We start from the raw sequence: 17,922 nt of genomic DNA on the forward strand, positions 1-17,922 counted from the left end.
AGGTACATCCTCTAAACATGCGAGAAGCCCGGGCGGTGGTCTAGGGGCGAGGTGTTTGCAAGTAGCTGGCCAGCATGCGACCGCTGAACACGCAGTGATGGCGTGCAGCCAGCTCAGCGCCCGTGATGTCACCGGCGATCAGAGTGTCTTTGAGTAAATCGTGATCGGTTACGATCTTGTTGACGTCCAGCCTGGCGATGTTCGCCGCACTGACATACAGGCGTACATGTTGCTGTACCAGCCCGTACTGATGAATCAACCGCCGGTTGCCCGACAGCTCAACCACTTTCACGTGAAAGTCGTAATCTGCGGCCCCCAGGCGGGTCTGGTCATCGGTGGCGGCCGCCAGTACCAGGTCTTGGTAGGCTTGCCCGATGGCCGCAGCCTTAAGATCATCCATGCTGCCGGCCACCAGCGAAGCCGCCATGCCTTCAAGGCAGGCCCGCAAGCTGTAAAGCTCCAGGGCATCTTCGGCGCTGATGGAAAACACTTCCCAGCCAGCGGTTTTCTGCACCACCAGCCCTTCCAGTTGCAAACGCTGCAAGGCGGCACGGGTGGTGCTGCGCGACAGCGACAGCTGTTCGGCCAAGGGAATTTCCTTTAGCCGTTCACCGGGTTTGAACAGCCCGCTGAGAATGGCCTCACGAATGACCTGTGCACCCAGCTCGTCAAGGTTATGGCGTTCGATGGTCCTGAGTTTGAGCATGGCAAGGGGCGCGATCAGCTGTGAAAGTCTGGCGAAGATACATTGTTAACAATTAATTGTTAAAGGCCAGTTACTGCTAAGCATATAGCCGAATCCACACTGACCTTGGCTTCTGGTAGGGTGTCAGGCCTTGTCTGCGGAAAAAGGAAAGCCGCCCACCATGGTATTGCGCACCGCTACGCTCAGCATCGCCCTCCTCGCGTCAATCAGTGCCCACCACGCCGCAGCCGCCGAGAACGCCAACCCGTTCGATAAAACGCTGATGTACATCACGTTCATCCCCACCATTTTGGTGGCAGGCACCACCTCACTGACGTCCGACGCGCCAAAGCTGTTCAAGCCCGCAAAAAGCGACGCCCTGGCGTTTATCGGTTCTGATGGAGAAATTCGGGGAGCGGAATTCGAGCAAGCGGTGCGGTATTACCGGGCCCATTACAGCCCACCGCTGATGTCCGATGCGCAACTGGCCCAGGCAATTGCGGCGACCTACTGAGCGCGCCGCGCAGCGCTGCAGGCGCAACCGGCTTATTAGCGGTGCCTGAGTTTTCCCTGCCAACGTCTGTCAAAGACAGCCAGCAGGGAGACCGGGCAACCCGTCTGGGGCGTCAATCCAGCAATTGGTAGCTGAACGTGTGGCATTGATTGAACTTGCACTGAACGCCAACGGACACGAAATTGATGACCCCGACAGCGATCACATAGAAGCTCAAGACCCGCGCAATCGCTCTCAGGCTCGGGTAGTGTGAAACGCGCTTCTCCCGCGAAGGTGATTGGCCACCCCAGACAATCAGTTGAAACGCGATCGCGGTAATCAGGCAAACGGCAATGATCACTGACCACACCGGCATATGCAGCCCGAACACCGCGCTCCCGACATACTCGTGACCCGGCCGTGGATAGATATCAAGTAAGGTTTGGCGCACCGACACGATCAGCAGGAACACTGAAAAAATCAGGCTGACACCCGTGTTGGTATAAGAAAAACCATGTCGAAATTGTTGGATAATTCCAAAACACACCCCCAACATGGCCGCGCGCTGCAACAGGCACAGCGGGCACGGCAACTCACCTTCAACATATTGCAGCGTCATGGCCGTGGTTAATATTCCGGCAATGACTGCCATCATGCCCAACATATACACATAGAGCATCGGCGGCCCCACTTCATCCCAAACAACCGCAGCCCTGTTTAACAATCCTTTCATAGTGATCCACACTCCTGTTGCGCAAACTGTATAACTAGACCGTCGAAGCCGACACGGCGTTATCGTTCATGAGCTGCACTTGAATCCAGGGCATTCTGAAGCCATAGTCCGGGCTATAAATTTCCCAAAGAAACTGTTTGACCGCCAATACAAAGAACAGAAAAATCAAACACAACGACAGTCGCCTATGGCCCAAACCGCCCACCACAAGGGCCAAGGCAAGTACCGCAAAGACAATAAACATCATAAGTGAATAAACTCCTTTTAATGGCCTCTACACGAGGGCCGCCTTCTTCCTGAGACGCCTTCAGCCCATCACATGAACTGAAAAAGAGTGGCCGTGCAGTCGTAATAAAAAGTGAGGTTAGACCAGCACTATTTAAAAGCAAGGCACGGGCCACCTGCTGCACGCCGGGGCTGGCACACCGAACCAGCCACCGCTGCAGTGCTCGTAATAAGCGCCTCTCAACGCTGGGCAGCGTGCTCGCTGAACTCGCGCAACTTACGCCACCTGCCCACACCTGACGGCCTGGCGCCGCATGCCCAGCACCATCAGCAAGCCCAAACCCGCCATCAGGGCACCGGCCAGGGAGATGGCCGGGTAGCCCAGCCCGGCGTTGATCACAGCCCCTCCCAGCGCCGCGCCAATGGCATTGCCGAAGTTGAACGCGCCAATGTTCATCGCCGACGCCAGGTTGGGTGCCTCTTTGGCGGCTTCCATCACTCGCATCTGCAGGGGCGGTACCAGCGCAAAACTGGCGGCACCCCACAGCACAATCGACAAGGCAGCGGGAATCGACCATTGCATCAGCACCGAGAACGCAAGCAGTACGGCAATCAGCAGCACAAACGAGAGGATCAAGGTACGGTCCACCGAACGGTCCGCCGATTTACCGCCCCACACGTTGCCCAAGGTCAACCCAATTCCGAACAGCACCAGCATGCCGGTGACGAAGTTGGTCGAGGCATGGGTGACGGTGCGCAGGATAGGCGCGATATAGGTGAACACCGTGAACATGGCACTGGACCCCACGACCGTTAGCGCCAGCGCCGCCAGCACTGGCCCGCGACCCAGCACGCGAACCTCGGCCATCAGCCCGTCATTTTTCGCCACGGCCACTGTCGGCAGCGCCCACCACAGTGCCGCCATGACGAACGCACCCAGCCCGGTAATTCCCCAGAAAGCGGTACGCCAACCAAAGTGCTCGCCAAACCAGGTGGCCAGAGGCACACCGCCAATGGTGGCCAGGGTCAGCCCCAAAAACATCGCAGCCACGGCCCCTGCGCGCTTGTCGGGGGCTACCACGCTGGCGGCCACAATGGAGCCGACGCCAAAAAAAGCGCCATGGTTCAGCGATGTCACCAGCCGGGCGATCATTAAGGTCTGGTAGTCGGCCGCCAGTGCCGACAGCAGATTACCCAGAGTGAAAATCGCCATCAGCCCGACCAGCAGGTAGCGGCGCGGAACGCGGGCCGTCGCCAGGGTCATGATCGGGGCACCGATCAGCACGCCCATGGCGTAGGCACTCACCAACAGCCCGGCGGCGGGAATGGAGACGTCCAGGTCGCTGGCGATGGCGGGCAACATGCCCATGGGCGCGAACTCCGTGACGCCGATGCCGAAGGCACCGATGGACAGGGCTAAAAGAGGGGGATTGATACGCATGCTTGACTCCTGATTAATGAGCCAAATGCTACAATTCTGCCTTTTCCAGCAGTAGCCCTCGCCTGGGCACTACAGCTTTGCGTGGAGCGCACAAATGGACCTGAGCGGTCGGTCGGGAGAAATGACAGTGTTCGCCATGGTTGCGCAACAGGGCAGCCTGTCGGGCGCGGCGCGGGCATTAGGCCTTACGCCGTCGTCTGTCAGCCGCATCATCGCCCGCACCGAGCAACGCATTGGCACCCGCTTGCTGCTGCGCACTACGCGGGCCATCACCTTCACTCCCGAAGGCGAAGCGTACCTTCGTGGCGCGCGTCGAATCCTCGCCGATATGGCGGAAGTCGAAGACGCGATCACCGACCAGGGTGCCCCCCGGGGGCGTTTGAGAGTCAGCGCGGCACTCGCCCATGGCAGGCTGTTCGTCGTACCGCTCATTGCGGCGTTCAGCGCGCGCTACCCCGCCATCGTGGTCGATTTGCTGCTGGGGGATGAGATCGTCGATATTCTGGGCGGGCAAGCCGACGTGGCGATCCGCTTCGGCCCGTTACCCGACAGCCCATTGACCGCGCGCCTTATCGGCTCGACCGGGCAGGTCATCGTGGCGTCGCCGGACTACTTGGCGCGCCAGGGTACGCCCCTGACACCCCACGATTTACTCGACCACAACTGCCTGCGGTTCAATTTTCGGCGTGCCGCGCCCGACTGGCCATTTCGCCAGAACGGCCAGGATTTTTCGCTCAAGGTGGCCGGCACTATCGAGGGCAACAGTGGCGAGGCATTATCTCAGTTCGCCAGGCTGGGGGCAGGCATCGCGCGCATTGGTGCCTTCAGCGTGGCAGACGAATTGGCAAACGGTCAGTTGGTCCCGCTTCTTGAGGCGTACAACCCCGGAGATCGCGAGCCGATCCATGCGGTGTTCGTCGCCGGTGCCGCGATGCCCGCGCGCGTCAGGGCTTTTGTCGATTTCTTGATGGAATCTGTGCAGCCGTGAAGGGGCAGGCTCGTTGCCGCTCAGCGTGCGCTTGACGCACACCCGGCGTGCCGTTCATTGCCATGGGTCCAGACGGAAGTGAAGGCGAATGCCTCTCCCGACATGGTATCAACGCAAGGTTCACGGGTGATGAGCAGCGTAAAGGCGTCAGTGCCGTCTACCCCGCTGTATTGCACACCCTCATCGCCCGCAACCACTTGACCCACGCTCAGCTCAGTGCCCTGCAGGTTTTCTGGTGTGATCAACGTCAGCGTTGCGCCGGTGGCCTTGATCGTCCAGAACGGCTCATTGCCGCGTGCGACAAACAACCCGCTCGCATCGCCTGACGCACGGCTCTGCACCGAGCCCGCCTGGGCGGTTTGCGGGGTAACGGCTTCGTCCACAGAACGATGCGGGGCACAGGCCGTCAATGCCAGCACGACAAAAGCGCCACCCAGGAGCGAAAAAGCTTTCTGACTCATTGTGTTGAAATCCTTATGTGAGCAAGGGCTCAATTTAACCTAAACCACGCGCATTACCAGACGCGGTCCGAAATGCACCTGCAGCAGGAAGGGATTCGCCAAGATCAGACTTAAAAACCAACGTTCGTTTCTATTACCTCTCCATAGCCATTAGAATGCCATCCAACCAAGGACGTGATCACAGGTTCATCCATTCAATTCCGAAAAAATATAAATGCACTACGCGCACTCGCCGTCATTAGCGTGGTGTTGTTTCACTTCAAAATAGGCGGGTTCACTGGCGGTTTTGCAGGGGTCGACATTTTCTTCGTTATTTCCGGTTTCTTAATGACCGGGATTATTTTCAACGGCCTGCAACAGCAACACTTCTCGCTTCTGGGATTTTACGCCTCCAGGGCGCGGCGAATTATCCCGGCGCTCCTGACACTGTGCGTCGCCTTGTTGATGTTCGGCTTCGTTTACCTGCCCCTGGATGACTACCGGGATGTCATCCGGTCTATTAAAAGCAGCCTGCTGTTCAGTTCCAACTTCATGTTTGCCAAAGAGGGCGACTATTTCTCTGCGCCCCTGCATGAGAACTGGTTGTTGCACACCTGGTCACTGTCGGTCGAATGGCAGTTTTACATGCTCTACCCCCTCGTTTTGATGGCGCTCCACAGATTTATGGGGGCGCACAAAACCAAAGCGGCGCTGGTGCTGTTGGCCTTGAGTTCTCTGGGGGCATCGGTCTACTTGACCCATACCCAGCCGGTATTTGCGTTTTATATGTTGCCTACCCGCGCCTGGGAACTGATGGCGGGCGGGCTGCTGTTCCTGTTTCCCCTGCAATTTGGCAAGCGAACAGGGTACGCCGTTGAGGCGCTGGGGCTGGCGGCCATTGCGGCCAGTGTCTTTTTCTTTACCGAACAGGATCGGTGGCCAGGGTATCTCGCCCTGCTGCCGGTCATCGGTACCGCGCTGGTGATCAGTGCCAATACCCAGTCGGCCTTTAGCACTCACCGTGCGTTGCAATACTGCGGCAACATCTCGTACTCCGTGTACGTGTGGCACTGGCCGCTGGTGGTGTTCCTGTATACCTGCGGGCTGCTGAACAGCTGGCCACATGTGGTGGCGGCCATTGCCCTGTCTTTCGTGCTGGGGGCCCTGTCTTACACCTGGATTGAGTCGAAAACAAAGAAAATCACCACCGCGCCACGCGCTATTTTCAAATATGCAGCGTTTGTCATCGCCATGGTTACCCTCTCGGCAATTACCGCCTCGGTGGTCAAAGACCATCCGGGTGTCCGGTTTGCCTACGTGGACCTGGGGCAACCCGAATACGCCAGCAAGCTCTTCAAACAAGAGTGCTTGCCCAACGCCTACGACGCCGCGGATTGCAAACTGGGATCAGGCGATGTCTCTGTGATTTTGTTCGGCGACAGCCACGCGCAGTCGACCGCTGCCGCCGTACAGGTCGAGAACCCTCAGGCGGCTCTGGCCTGGGCGCGGGGCGGGTGTCCCACGTTAGAGACGTTTGAGTTGTATAACAAAGAACAAGCCGATAAGTGCCACGGCTTCAACAACGAAAAACTGGACGTATTGAAGAACCAGTACGCGGGTATCCCCGTCGTGCTATTTAGCCGTGCCGCCATGTACACCGACACAAGCCGGGGCAACAGTCATCGTATTTACTTCCCGGGGCAGGAGCAGTTGTCGGGTCAAGCGTTCAACAATGCTTACATTGCCGAATACACCCGAACCGTCTGCTCCATTGCGCAGAATCACCCGGTGTATATCGTCAAGCCCATCCCTGAAATGCCCTTCAGCATTTACAAGGGGCTGAACCTGCATACGCGTATTTTTCAGCACACCTCCGACATCTCAGTTCCACTGGCAGATTATGAACAGCGCAATCGGGTTGCCAACCGTGCGATCGAGAGCGCTGCAACGCACTGCCAGGCCAAGGTGCTTGACCCCATTCCCTACCTTTGCGCCAAGGGCCAATGCATGGGTTCAAAGGACGGTGTGCCGTTGTATTACGACGACAACCATCTGGTTGACGCAGGTAATGAACAGTTGAAAGGGCTGTTCAATGAAGTGTTTGACCCCTCCTGAGCCCCTCTTGTCAGTCGCTTAAGGTGCTTCGAAAGGCACGTGCTGCCTGATCAGCACGAGCCCGGCCTGCCCGTGCAGGCCAGGTGGGTTCAGAGGCGTGCGGCACCCGCCTCTGCACCGGCGATACGGCCGAGCACGGAGCCTGACGTCAGCCCCGCGCCACCCGCGTATTTGATGTAATACAAGTTGCCCACCAACTCACCGGCGGCATAGAGCCCGCTGATGGGTTTATCGTCGTCATCCAGCACCTGGGCACGGGTGTTGACCTTCAGGCCACCGAAGGTGAAGGTGATGCCGCACGTCACCGCATAGGCAACGAACGGTGGGCGGTCCAGCGGGTTAGCCCAGTTCGACTTGGGGATGTCCAGGCCTTGCGCCTCGCGGCCGTCGCGAATCGCCGGGTTGAAGGGCACCTCGCGCTGAACGGCAGTGTTGTACGCCTCCAGTGTGTGCATCAGGGCCGGGCCATTCATGCCTTCCATTTGCTCCACCAACCCTTGCAGGGTCTGCGCCTGAATACGGGTGGCTTGCCGTACCCGGTATTCATCCGGCAGCAGGTCATGGGTGTGCTGGTCAAAGATTTGCCAGGCCACACCGCCCGGCTGATTCATGACTTGTGCGCCCATGCTGGAGTAGGTGTAGTTGCGAAAGTCCTTGCCTTCATCGATAAAGCGCTTGCCGTCGGTATTGACCACCACGCCCAGATGAAAATAGTTCTTCTGCTGGTTGAGGCGGCTCAGATCGCCCATTTGCGGGGCATTGACGTCATAAAATACCGCGTGGCAGCCTGACCAGTTACCGTGCGCTACCGCGCCCACGTCCATGGCCATGCGAATGCCGTCACCGGTGTTGTAGCGTGAGCCCCGAACCTTGGCCAAGTCCCAGCCGGGCCCCAGGTATTTCGTGCGCCACTCCAGGTTGGCATGAAACCCACCCGTGGCCAGCACCAGGCTGCGCGCCGAAAACTGCTGCCCGTCGGCGCACTGTAATTGCCATAAACCCTCCGGCGAGCGCTCGATATGTTGGGTGCGGCAATCGTAGAAGACCTCTACCTGGTCTTTTTCCAATCGTCGAAACAGGGCATCCACCAGCCCCAGGCCACCCCCGGACACTTCGATGGTCAAGCCACCCCAGAACCGGTATTTGCCCTCCACCTTGAATGCCTGCCGACCATAAATGGGCATGAAACGCACGCCCTTGCCAGTCATCCAGTGCAAGGTGTCCAGGCTGCTGGACACCACGGTGTCGAGCACTTCAGGGTCGGAGCGGTACTGGCTCATGGCAGCCAGTTCACCGAAAAAATCGTCCTGGGTATAGCTGCCGAAGTCACTGTTCTGGACTTCGCTGTCCATCAAATCGGGCATCAACCGGCGCAGGTCATCCACCCCTTGATACGCCACCCGAAAAGCCCCGCCCGTATGGGCCGAGTTGCCCCCTCGCTGCGCCTGGGGGGCCCGTTCCAGCAAGGCGACCCGCGCCCCGCTTTCACGGGCTGAAAGCGCAGCACAAAGCCCGGCATTACCGCTGCCAAGCACGATCACATCGTAAGACTGCATAGTTGCTCCTGATCAACCTGTCACGCGGGTTTCGCACCCACCGTGCTGCCTCTGGCCGCGACGGGCAGAGGCAGCGGCAGCGGCAAAGGCTTAGTGCTGGAGGAAATCGATCACCAGACGGTTGAACGCCTCTGCATGTTCCCACTGTGCCCAGTGGCCGCATTGGCTGAAGACGTGCAAACGGGCGTCGGGCAAACCATTGAGCAGCTTGAGGCTCCAGTCGATCGGCACGAAACGGTCATCGCGCCCCCAGGTGATCAGGGTCGGGTTTTTGATATCCGGCAGGTTGGCGGTGAAATCGCCCATCTGGAACTTGCTCAGGTCAATGCTTTTGAGGAAGTTTTCCAGGTGCTGGGGGTTGGCGAGGATGCTTTTGTGGCGCAGGTTGATCAGTTCTTCCGTCAGCGCCTTGGGCTCATAGACGAACACGTCCAGCATCTTTTTCAGGTTTTCAAGGCTAGGGTCACGGTACACCCCAAACAGCAATTTAATGCCTTCCATGGGCAGTGGTGTGAACAGGCTGGTACGACCGACCCCACCAGACCCCATCAGGATCATTTTGCCCAGGCGCTCGGGGTAGGCAACGGCAAAGCCCAATGCACTGCCGCCGCCCATCGAGTTACCGACCAGGTGGGCCTTATCGATGTCCAGCCCGTCCATCAGGGCCTTGATCGCCCGGGCATTGATCACAAAGCGCGGTTCAGCCGTTACCAACGGGTCGGATTTACCGAAGCCTGGGCAGTCCATCAAAATAACGCGGTAGCCCGCCTCGACGAAGGCATCGATATTACGGTGGAAGTTGGCCCACCCAGTGGCACCCGCGCCCGAGCCGTGAACCATGATGACGGCTTCGCCCTCCCCGGCTTCGTTGTAATGCATTTTCCATTCAGGGGTCTGGACGAATTTGCTGGTGTTTTCTTGGGTAAATCGACTCATGGGGTTCAGTCCTTATTATGGGTTTTGTAGCGGTACGAGCATCGCGCAGCACGCGCGGTTGGGGTGTCAGAAAGGCGCGCGATAAAGTCGCCCGGCCATGGCGCTGTCGGGCCAGGCGGTGCAGCCATTAACAGGGCAATAGCAATGGCTGTGCCATCCGTCAGTCATCGCCAAATATTGAAAATATTTCTATATTTATCAGTAACTTACTAAAAACATGCTGTTCCATTTATGCCTCAGGTGCAGGCCGCAACGGGATGAGAAAAGTGTGAAGGTTCATCAAATTCAGCATTAAAAAGATGAATCTTCACCGGCTCCGTGTTGGCCACTCAAACACCGGGCTTCAGAGGGGGGACATGGCCGTGATTGCATCAATCAAAGCGCACAGAGCAACTGCCGATACCGGCAATGCTCACGCGCAAGTTGTCACCGGCCACGACCGGCACCATGGCCGACAGTGCCCCGGACAAAATCACTTCGCCGGCCTTGAGGCTCATGCCCAATCGGCCCAGGGTATTGGCCAGCCAGGCCACCGCGACCGCCGGTGAACCCAGGGTGGCAGCCCCTGCGCCGGTGCCGACGATGCGGCCGTTCTTCTCCAGCACCATGCCGGTGGTGTAGAGGTCCAGCGAGCGCGGGCTGACCAGCTTGTCACTGAGCACAAACACACCGCACGAGGCGTTGTCCGCCACGGTGTCCTGGATGGTTATTTTCCAGTCACGGATACGCGAATCGACAATTTCGAAACACGCCATCACCCCGTCTGTGGCACGTAATACGTCGGCCACGGTGATGCCCGGCCCTGACAGGTCGTGTTTGAGCACAAAGGCGATTTCACCTTCAGCCTTGGGCTGGATCAGGGTGTTCATGGCAATGCTCGCGCCCGGGTTCACCACCATGGCATCGGTCAACTGACCGAAGTCCGGCTGGTGCACCCCCAGCATGTCCATCACCGCCTGGCTGGTCACACCGATTTTCTTGCCGATGATCCGCTCCCCGGTGGCTACCCGGCGGCTGATCACGTGCTGCTGGATCTGGTATGCGTGTTCCAGCGTCAAGCCTGGGTTGCCTTCGGTCAGCGGTGCAATGGGCCGGGCCTCGATCAGCGCGTTGAACAACTGGTCGCCCATGCGCTGAATAGCAAGTGTTGAATCGTTCACGTTGTAGCTCCTGCAATTTGCCGAAAATTAAGGCTCAAGTGTCGGGGTGATGGCCGCATAGCCTGCCTGTGCACATTCACAATCCTGCTCCTCGCTAGCACCGGAGACGCCGATGGCACCGAGTAACCGGCCGTGCAGATGAAACGGTAAGGCACCGCCCATGGGCACCAGCCGCGGGCGCAGCATCAAGCACTGCCTGACGTGCTCAGGCGCATCGCGCAGGCGGTGACTCACATCCGCCGTGGGCATGCCAAACGACACGGCCGTCAATGCCTTGTCCTGGGCCAGTTCGATGGTGTGCAGCGGTGCGCCGGCGGTTCTGCCGAATGCCATCAAGTGCCCGCCGGCGTCGAGCACTGCGACACTGACCCGCCAGCCGCTGTTACCGGCATGCTGCAACGCGGTGTCCATGGCCAGCCGGGCGCAGGCCATGCTCAACGGGTCAGCCAAGCGGGTGTTGACCCCCTGCGTATCCTCACTCATACCTTCACTTCCTTATTATTAAATGCGCTGGCGGGCTCAGTGGCCGCCTTGGCGGGGCGCAACAAAAAACAGGCCAGCGCGGGAACCAGTACCAGCGCCACCAGCATGTTGCACAGGAACATAAAGGTCAGCAGAACCCCCATGTCGGCCTGGAACTTGATCGGTGAAAAGACCCAGGTGACGACCCCCAACGACAGCGTCAGGCCGGTGAACACCACCACTCGGCCGGTGAACATCAAGGCTTGCCGGTAGGCCATCGCCAGGCTCTCGCCACGGCGTAGCCAGAACAGCGTCACGCTCAAGATGTACAGCGCATAATCGACACCGATGCCCACGCCCAACGCCACCACCGGCAAGGTCGCAACTTTCAGGCCCATGTTGAACTGCACCATCAGTGCCTCGGCCAGCAACGACGTCAAAATCAACGGCAAGATGGCGCACAGCACAGCCCGCCATGAGCGGAAGGCGATAAAGCACAGCAGCGTGACGGCCAGGTAAACCCCGAGCAGCATTTTGGTATTGGCGCTCTTGACCACCATGTTGGTGGCGCTTTCGATCCCGGCATTGCCTGCGGCCATCAGGAACGTGACGTCTTCGTCGTTGTATTTGTCCGCGAAGGCTTGAGTGACCTTGACCACCGACTCCAGGGTGTCGGCCTTGTGATCGGCCAGGTAGGCATAGATCGACAACAGGCTGCAGGTGCCATTGAACAGCTCACGCGGAGAGCGCATGGCAGCCGCGTTGATCATCGATTGGTTGGCCGGCAACTCATCCCACTTGAAGTTGCCTTCGTTCATGCCGACGTTGATCTTGCGCGACAAACCGGCGATGGACTTGGTGTCTTCAACGCCCGGCAGTTCGCGCAGCCGCCACTCCAGCTCTTCCACCTTGCGAAGCATCGCGTAGTCCACGCATTTGCCCGGCAGCGTTTGCGCCATGATCACGAACACATCGCTGCTGGCCTGGTAGTGATCGATGATGAACTGGTTATCACGGTTGTACCGCGAGTCGGCCCGCAGTTCCGGCGCGCCCGGGTCCAGGTCGCCTACTTTCAGGCCCTGGCCCATCCACAAGGCACCGGCCCCCACCGCCACGGCGACCACCAGGGCCATGGCCGCAGAACGCGGGTGGGTAAAGCGGGTAAACAGGCGCACCAACGGTTGTGCGGGCTGGCCCGGCTGCTGGGTTTCATGTTTAAGGCTACGGGCCGCTGCCGCCGGTGAAACGCCGGTGAACGACAACATGATCGGCAGCAGCGCCAGGTTGGTGAACACCAGAATGCCCACCCCGAGGCTGGCGATCAGCGCCAGTTCCTGTATCACCGGCACATCGACCAGGGTCAATACCGCAAAGCCCACCACGTCGGCCAACAGCGCGGTCATGCCCGCTGCAAACAAGCGGCGAAAGGTATAGCGGGCGGCGATCAGCTTATGTGTGCCGCGCCCCACATCCTGCATGATGCCGTTCATTTTTTGCGCGCCGTGGCTCACGCCAATGGCATACACCAAAAACGGCACCAGGATCGAATACGGGTTGAGTTCGTAACCGAGCAAAGGCAACAGCCCCAGCAGCCAGACCACCCCGATCAGCGTGCACAGTTGCACCACCAGCGTGCTGCGCACACAGCGGGTGAACAGGTAGAGGATGACGCTGGTGATCAGCACCGCTGCCGCAAAGAACGCCAGCACCGAGTACAGCCCGTCGATCAGATCGCCCATGACCTTGGCAAACCCGGTGATGTGGATATCCACGCCTTGGGCCTGGTATTGACTGCGCAGCGCTTCCAGGCTGTCGGACAACTGCTTGTAATCGAGTGCCTCGCCGGTTTTGGGGTCGATGTCCAGCAACGGCAAATACACGATGCTGGAGCGCAGGTCACGGGCCACCAACTGGCCAATTTCCCCGGAGCGCTCGACGTTGGCGCGCAAGCTGTCCAGGCTCGCCGGGCTGCCGTCAAAACCGTCCGGCACCACCGAGCCACCGTCAAAACCTTCTTCGGTCACACCTTGCCAGCGCGTGGCGGGCGTCCAGAGCGAGCGCATAAAGGCCCGGTCAACACCGTTCAGCAGGTACAACTCATCATTGAGCTGGCGCAGGGTTTCCATATACCCGGCATTGAACACATCACCTTCCTGGCGCATGGCCACGGCCACACGCACGGCATTGCCCGCCCCTTTCAGGTCGTGGGCATGCTCCAGATAATTGAGGGTAAAGGCATGATGCGCCGGGATGGTTTTGACATAACTGGCGTTGAGTCGAACCTGGCTAGCCGCCATCGCCAACAACACCGTGATGACCAGGCAACAGCCGACCACCACAAAGCGATGGTTGAACAGCAGGCGCTCCAGCCAGTTGCCCGATGACCTGTCAAAGTCCGCCAGGGAGGCGATGGCCGTAAAGCCATCGTTATGATTGATCGCCATAGTCTGTGACCTTCTTCTGTACCGGCCGGCTTAGCGCAAGGCGCTCGGCGGGAAACGAGTAATACCGTGAGTGCCAACCGCCAGGCTGCCGCCATCGGGCATGGCCAGCAGTGCAATCAGCGGGAATCGCTGTTCGGGGGAGACCGGCCGAAAACTGCGACCGTCATCACGGCTTATCCAGCCCTGCCCGGACTCATCGGCCAGCAAAATCGCGCCATCGCGCAACTCGGTCGCGGCCGTCAGGCTTTTGTGGGTGGGCAATGCCACGGCCTGCCAGCTGGAGCCCAGGTCGACCGAGCGGAACACGTGCCCGCGCAGACCAAAGGCCAGCAAGTGATGATTATTTGAGGCCAGCAAGCCAAAAAAGCTGCCGTCATACGGCCCCTCTAGCCGGGTAAAACCGCTGAGGTCGGCGCGGGTGTGCATCAACCCGCCCTGCTCGCCTGCCAGGTAGAGCCGACCATTGATCGCTTGCACGGCATTCAAATGTTGCGACTGGCTGCCCTCAAGCACATTCAACGCCGGCTCCCAGTGCTGGCCTGCGTCCTGGGTGCTGAACACCAGACCGTAGGCACCGACCGCCACGGCGTGCCCAGCGCTCAGGCATTGCACCGCCAGAAAAGGCTTGTCGGCCCCTTCGGCCACCAAACCGCGTGCTTCCCGTAGCTGCTCCGCGCCCCGGCTGGCTTGCAGAATGGCGTTGGCGGCTTGAACGCCGTCCAGTTGCCGCTGCCAGTTTTTACCGCCGTCGCGGGTCGCGAGAATCACCCCACGATGGCCCACGGCCCAGCCATTGAGACGGTCGGCAAAGCACAGCCCGGTCAAACTGACCGTGACGGGCACATTGGCCGGCTGCCAGTTCTGGCCTTGATCATCCGAGTAAAGAATATGACCGCGCTGGCCGGCAACCACCATGCGCCCGCCAGCCATCGCCGCCGCATTGAGCGCCGAGTGACGGGCTAACGCCGACGGCAGCGACTTCTGTGCCAGGGTGTCGGGCGCGCTACGCGTCTGTGCAACCGTGCCGGTTGCCAACCAGCCGGCAAGCAACCCCGCAAGGACCTTGCACAGCCAAGCCTTGTTTTGTTTATTCACCACATACCTCCGGTAAGACAGGCGTGGGCGACCGCTAAGGGGCCCACGCCACGAACATCAGCGGGCGCTCATCTTGGTCAGCGACTCAGGTGAGAAGTAGCTGTCACGGCGACGATCGGTGATTGCGAACTGCTCATTGCCGGCGTCGCCCAAGGCGCAGTTGTACATCCAGGCCTTGGTCCGGTGGTCATGGAAAAAACTGGTGCAAAAGTTCACCACGGCCGGGATATCCGGTGCCACGAAAGGCGTGGTCAACGAGGTGCGCCACAGGGTGCCTTCGGCATCCCAGCCATCGATGATCGCGTTACCCCAGGTGTCCTCGTCGTAGTAGAACTTGCGTTTAGGCACGGCGTGACGCTTGCCGTCCTTGAGGGTCGCTTCGACTTCCCACACACGGTGCAGCTCCCAGCGCATCATGTCCGGGTTGACATGGCGCTGGGCCATGACCTTTTCATCACCATTGGCCAACAACGCGTTGTTGTTGTAGGGAATGATCATTTCCTTCTTGCCGATCAGCTTCCAGTCATAGCGCTCGGGGGAACCGGTGCCGCCATAGTTTTCGTCCACAAAGTTGACGCCCGACGCCACCGGGTTGGGCGTGTCGAAGTTGATGCTCGGGGCGCGACGGACCCGACGTTGCCCGGACAAGTATTGCCACAAGGTGCGGCCCTGCACGTAGTCGGTCACGTTGTGCACCATCAATGCCTCGCCGGCGCGAAATGCCGGGGCATAGGTCAACTGAATAGCCATCATGTAGTTGATGCCGGATGAGCCGGGCGAACCTTCTTTGAAGTAGTACGGGTACTGGGCTTCGTCCTCGGCTGCGGTAGCCAGCACGCGCTGACCGTCTGCCGTGGTGGTCCACACTTTGTACTTGCTGTGGGTCGACTCACCGCGCCACAACAACTGGTGATTCCATTGCACCTCGACCCCTGATTTCGGGAAGGGGAACGGCACACCGCCATATGCCCCCTTGACGATCAGGCCATCGCCTTCAAGGCTGGCGTCCGTGGCGTTCTTGAACGTGTTGTCATACACCCACTGAGGGGCGGCGGCCGTGCGACGCGTCGGGTAGACATCGATACGGAACGTCTGCGGGTTGTCCTTGAGCAACTGGATCACGCCGTCGCTGAGCTTGCTTTGGTACTCGGCCATATTGGCCGCCGTGATGGTGTACAGCGGCTTGTCCTGGCTGAACGGGTCGTAGGCCCTGTGGCCCTGCTGATAGCCGGCCGGTACCGTGGTGTAACCCCCGGACCAGGCCGGAATGCTGCCGTCGGCATTGGCCGCCCGCTCGGCCCCCATGGGCGTCAGGGTGGTTTTCAGGGCCTGGGCCTGCTCGGCACTGACGCCGGCGTTAGCTGACAGGGCGGCCAGGGACAGCGCAAGGCTGGTCAACAACTGAGCGATCTTATTGTTGTGCATTGTCACTACTCAGAATGTGTGAGAAACGCTGAAGGACACAAAATCCCGGTCAGCACTGGTCTGTTTGAATGTTCTGACACCGTCAATGTTGATCGGCCCTGTGGGGCCGTAGTAACCGGTGTAAGCCAGGGTGAACGTCACCGAGTTCAGGTATTCGGCTGACAGGCCGATGTTGTAATCCCCGCCTTTGTCCTGGCTGAAGCCGCCGACAGCGGAAGAACGGCCGTCGATGCCGTAGCTCAGGCCCATGGGCACCGTCAGGTCCACACCGTCCATGACCTGGAAGTACATGGGCGAGAAGGCCACGCGAATCGCTGTGGCATCGCGGGTGGCATTGGGGTCGATGTTGTCGCGGTTTTTCTGGATGCTCAGGGTCCGGTTCCAGGCCACCTCACCCAACAGGGTGGCGGTGTCCCAGAAGGTTCCCATCGGCATGATGTAAATCATGTTGACCTGCGCGTGGGCGGTACGGCCCACGGCATAGAGCGGGTTGGAATCGTTGTTGTGGGTGCCCGTGAAGTCCGTGACGGTCAGGCTGACCAGCGGCGCGTTGTCACGAATCGAGGTTTCAAAGCCCAGGTTGACATCGCCAAAGCCACGGTTGGCACTCAAGCCGTAAGCTTTGATGTCTTCCGGGAAGACCAGCATGTACTCGCCGATCTGGTCGGGTCGTGCACCGGCGTAAGCCCCCGGGCGCAATTGGGTCTGAAAGTTTTTGTCGTGGTAGTTGATCGCGTACAGGCCGAAATCGGTATCCAGCGCCTCGGATCGGTAGCGCAGTTGTGCACCCCACTGGCCGCTGTCGCGGGCTTTGATGTCCTTGCCGCGGTAAAACGAGGCCGCCGGAACGCCATCGGCAAAGCGTTCAATGACAATCCTTTCCCCGCCGGCATCCAGCAGGTCCGCCGGGCTGAAATAACTGCCTGCGGCTGGAATCCGGGTGCGCTCCCATTCGAATTGGTAGTAACCGCCCACCGACACGGTCGGGGTGATCTGTAGTTGCGTGGAAAACTGGTTGACCGGCAAGCCCAGCTCTTTGAATTGTGTGTTGGGTACGCTCAGCGCCCGTATCGCATCAATAGGCTGCTGGCCGGCGGCAATACCGTTAGCACCAAAGAACAGGCTTTCGCCGTAGACCAGTGAATGCCGGCCCAACCGGGACACGCCCCACATTTCATCGCCCAGGTCGTAATTGCCGTAAACAAAGGCATCGCGAAATTCCGCCTTGCGCCCATGCAAGTCGCGGGTGTCGCGGGTGAACTGGTCGTAGCGCACGGTGTAAGAGTTCACCGTTTGCGGAGAGTCATTGTCATTACCCTGGTTGTAAATGTCGTCGTACCAGGCCGCACCGCTGAGGCGCATGCCCACCTTCTGGTACGACAGGTCAAATTCGGAAAACAGGTCGAGGCGGTTGGAGATCATGCCTCTGCTGAAGTTATGATCGCCGTCGTCCAGGTTGGCGTCGGCAACCAATTTGTCGTCCCGGCCGCTGACACGCCAGGCATTGGAGTATTTGACGTTGGTGTCAAAGCGAACTTTGAGGTCTTTGTTCCCCGTATCAAACTCAAACGCCTGCGCCGTGGTCAGCACTGAACAGCCCAACAGCGCGGTGGCCAACCGGGTCAGCCGCAGCCGTTGCTCTGCCCGCCGCGCGCATCCCGCAAACAGACTCTTAGATTTAGACATTCAAGACCTCTTCGGCAATAAGCCGTTTTTTTGTTTTT

Annotated in this window: 16 protein-coding genes; 3 read left to right on the top strand and 13 right to left on the bottom strand. The window is 59.5% G+C overall.

Translation table 11 applies throughout. The features are described 5' to 3' along the window. Window positions 1-40: 40 nt before the first annotated feature. Window positions 41-706, bottom strand: coding sequence for a GntR family transcriptional regulator (locus Q1W15_RS21610; RefSeq protein ID WP_300732190.1), 666 nt, complete (start codon window positions 704-706; stop codon window positions 41-43). Window positions 707-866: 160 nt separating this feature from the next. Here Q1W15_RS21610 and Q1W15_RS21615 point away from each other — a divergent pair, with 160 nt between their 5' ends. Then, window positions 867-1,199 carry a DUF2388 domain-containing protein gene (locus Q1W15_RS21615; protein WP_300732193.1) on the top strand — a complete coding sequence of 111 codons (333 nt, stop codon included), beginning with the start codon at window positions 867-869 and terminating at the stop codon, window positions 1,197-1,199. Window positions 1,200-1,311: 112 nt separating this feature from the next. Here Q1W15_RS21615 and Q1W15_RS21620 read toward each other — a convergent pair whose 3' ends face one another. The 3 genes from Q1W15_RS21620 to Q1W15_RS21630 form a co-directional block, all read right to left on the bottom strand. Then, window positions 1,312-1,911 carry a disulfide bond formation protein B gene (locus Q1W15_RS21620; protein ID WP_300732196.1) on the bottom strand — a complete coding sequence of 200 codons (600 nt, stop codon included), beginning with the start codon at window positions 1,909-1,911 and terminating at the stop codon, window positions 1,312-1,314. Window positions 1,912-1,945: 34 nt separating this feature from the next. After that, window positions 1,946-2,158, bottom strand: a complete 213-nt coding sequence (locus tag Q1W15_RS21625; RefSeq protein WP_300732198.1) for a hypothetical protein — start codon at window positions 2,156-2,158, stop codon at window positions 1,946-1,948. Window positions 2,159-2,413: 255 nt separating this feature from the next. Next, complete coding sequence (locus Q1W15_RS21630; RefSeq protein WP_300732201.1) at window positions 2,414-3,577, bottom strand: MFS transporter; 1,164 nt, start codon at window positions 3,575-3,577, stop codon at window positions 2,414-2,416. A gap of 94 nt (window positions 3,578-3,671) precedes the next feature. On the opposite strand from Q1W15_RS21630, the gene Q1W15_RS21635 reads away from it, so the two are divergent. After that, the gene (locus tag Q1W15_RS21635) at window positions 3,672-4,565 is read left to right on the top strand and encodes a LysR family transcriptional regulator (protein WP_300732203.1); all 894 of its coding nucleotides are present in this window, start codon (window positions 3,672-3,674) and stop codon (window positions 4,563-4,565) included. 20 nt (window positions 4,566-4,585) lie between these two features. Here Q1W15_RS21635 and Q1W15_RS21640 read toward each other — a convergent pair whose 3' ends face one another. Beyond that, entirely contained in the window at window positions 4,586-5,026 is a 441-nt protein-coding gene (locus Q1W15_RS21640) for a hypothetical protein (RefSeq protein ID WP_300732206.1), read from the bottom strand. Window positions 5,027-5,218: 192 nt separating this feature from the next. On the opposite strand from Q1W15_RS21640, the gene Q1W15_RS21645 reads away from it, so the two are divergent. After that, window positions 5,219-7,120: an acyltransferase family protein gene (locus Q1W15_RS21645; protein ID WP_300732272.1), complete on the top strand. Its 1,902-nt coding sequence runs from the start codon at window positions 5,219-5,221 to the stop codon at window positions 7,118-7,120. Window positions 7,121-7,209: 89 nt separating this feature from the next. Here the strand turns inward: Q1W15_RS21645 and tcuA are convergent, their stop codons facing one another. The 8 genes from tcuA to Q1W15_RS21685 form a co-directional block, all read right to left on the bottom strand. Next, entirely contained in the window at window positions 7,210-8,676 is a 1,467-nt protein-coding gene (gene tcuA, locus Q1W15_RS21650; RefSeq protein WP_300732208.1) for an FAD-dependent tricarballylate dehydrogenase TcuA, read from the bottom strand. 90 nt (window positions 8,677-8,766) lie between these two features. Beyond that, complete coding sequence (locus Q1W15_RS21655; RefSeq protein ID WP_300732210.1) at window positions 8,767-9,612, bottom strand: alpha/beta fold hydrolase; 846 nt, start codon at window positions 9,610-9,612, stop codon at window positions 8,767-8,769. A 371-nt stretch (window positions 9,613-9,983) separates the two neighbouring features. Further along, complete coding sequence (gene dmpE, locus Q1W15_RS21660) at window positions 9,984-10,742, bottom strand: 2-oxopent-4-enoate hydratase (protein ID WP_300732275.1); 759 nt, start codon at window positions 10,740-10,742, stop codon at window positions 9,984-9,986. Window positions 10,743-10,799: 57 nt separating this feature from the next. Further along, a complete protein-coding gene (locus tag Q1W15_RS21665; RefSeq protein ID WP_300732213.1) occupies window positions 10,800-11,255 on the bottom strand; it encodes a heme-binding protein in 456 nt (151 codons plus the stop codon). Beyond that, window positions 11,252-13,678: an MMPL family transporter gene (locus Q1W15_RS21670; protein ID WP_300732215.1), complete on the bottom strand. Its 2,427-nt coding sequence runs from the start codon at window positions 13,676-13,678 to the stop codon at window positions 11,252-11,254. Before Q1W15_RS21670 ends, Q1W15_RS21665 begins: the two co-directional genes overlap by 4 nt. Before the next feature lie 30 nt (window positions 13,679-13,708). Further along, window positions 13,709-14,773 carry a YCF48-related protein gene (locus Q1W15_RS21675; protein ID WP_300732217.1) on the bottom strand — a complete coding sequence of 355 codons (1,065 nt, stop codon included), beginning with the start codon at window positions 14,771-14,773 and terminating at the stop codon, window positions 13,709-13,711. Between the two features lie 57 nt (window positions 14,774-14,830). Next, the gene (locus tag Q1W15_RS21680; protein ID WP_300732220.1) at window positions 14,831-16,198 is read right to left on the bottom strand and encodes a DUF1329 domain-containing protein; all 1,368 of its coding nucleotides are present in this window, start codon (window positions 16,196-16,198) and stop codon (window positions 14,831-14,833) included. Window positions 16,199-16,207: 9 nt separating this feature from the next. Beyond that, window positions 16,208-17,884, bottom strand: coding sequence for a DUF1302 domain-containing protein (locus Q1W15_RS21685; RefSeq protein WP_300732223.1), 1,677 nt, complete (start codon window positions 17,882-17,884; stop codon window positions 16,208-16,210). Window positions 17,885-17,922 lie beyond the last annotated feature (38 nt).

Source organism: Pseudomonas sp., assembly GCF_030150285.1.
In the GTDB taxonomy this organism is placed as follows: Bacteria; Pseudomonadota; Gammaproteobacteria; order Pseudomonadales; family Pseudomonadaceae; genus Aquipseudomonas.

What these genes read in the sequence shown, in the direction of transcription:
- Q1W15_RS21610 (WP_300732190.1), bottom strand. Translation starts at nt 706, where the DNA reads ATGCTCAAACTCAGGACCATCGAACGCCATAACCTTGACGAGCTGGGT.
- Q1W15_RS21615 (WP_300732193.1), top strand. Translation starts at nt 867, where the DNA reads ATGGTATTGCGCACCGCTACGCTCAGCATCGCCCTCCTCGCGTCAATC.
- Q1W15_RS21620 (WP_300732196.1), bottom strand. Translation starts at nt 1,911, where the DNA reads ATGAAAGGATTGTTAAACAGGGCTGCGGTTGTTTGGGATGAAGTGGGG.
- Q1W15_RS21625 (WP_300732198.1), bottom strand. Translation starts at nt 2,158, where the DNA reads ATGATGTTTATTGTCTTTGCGGTACTTGCCTTGGCCCTTGTGGTGGGC.
- Q1W15_RS21630 (WP_300732201.1), bottom strand. Translation starts at nt 3,577, where the DNA reads ATGCGTATCAATCCCCCTCTTTTAGCCCTGTCCATCGGTGCCTTCGGC.
- Q1W15_RS21635 (WP_300732203.1), top strand. Translation starts at nt 3,672, where the DNA reads ATGGACCTGAGCGGTCGGTCGGGAGAAATGACAGTGTTCGCCATGGTT.
- Q1W15_RS21640 (WP_300732206.1), bottom strand. Translation starts at nt 5,026, where the DNA reads ATGAGTCAGAAAGCTTTTTCGCTCCTGGGTGGCGCTTTTGTCGTGCTG.
- tcuA (WP_300732208.1), bottom strand. Translation starts at nt 8,676, where the DNA reads ATGCAGTCTTACGATGTGATCGTGCTTGGCAGCGGTAATGCCGGGCTT.
- Q1W15_RS21655 (WP_300732210.1), bottom strand. Translation starts at nt 9,612, where the DNA reads ATGAGTCGATTTACCCAAGAAAACACCAGCAAATTCGTCCAGACCCCT.
- dmpE (WP_300732275.1), bottom strand. Translation starts at nt 10,742, where the DNA reads ATGGGCGACCAGTTGTTCAACGCGCTGATCGAGGCCCGGCCCATTGCA.
- Q1W15_RS21665 (WP_300732213.1), bottom strand. Translation starts at nt 11,255, where the DNA reads ATGAGTGAGGATACGCAGGGGGTCAACACCCGCTTGGCTGACCCGTTG.
- Q1W15_RS21670 (WP_300732215.1), bottom strand. Translation starts at nt 13,678, where the DNA reads ATGGCGATCAATCATAACGATGGCTTTACGGCCATCGCCTCCCTGGCG.
- Q1W15_RS21680 (WP_300732220.1), bottom strand. Translation starts at nt 16,198, where the DNA reads ATGCACAACAATAAGATCGCTCAGTTGTTGACCAGCCTTGCGCTGTCC.
- Q1W15_RS21685 (WP_300732223.1), bottom strand. Translation starts at nt 17,884, where the DNA reads ATGTCTAAATCTAAGAGTCTGTTTGCGGGATGCGCGCGGCGGGCAGAG.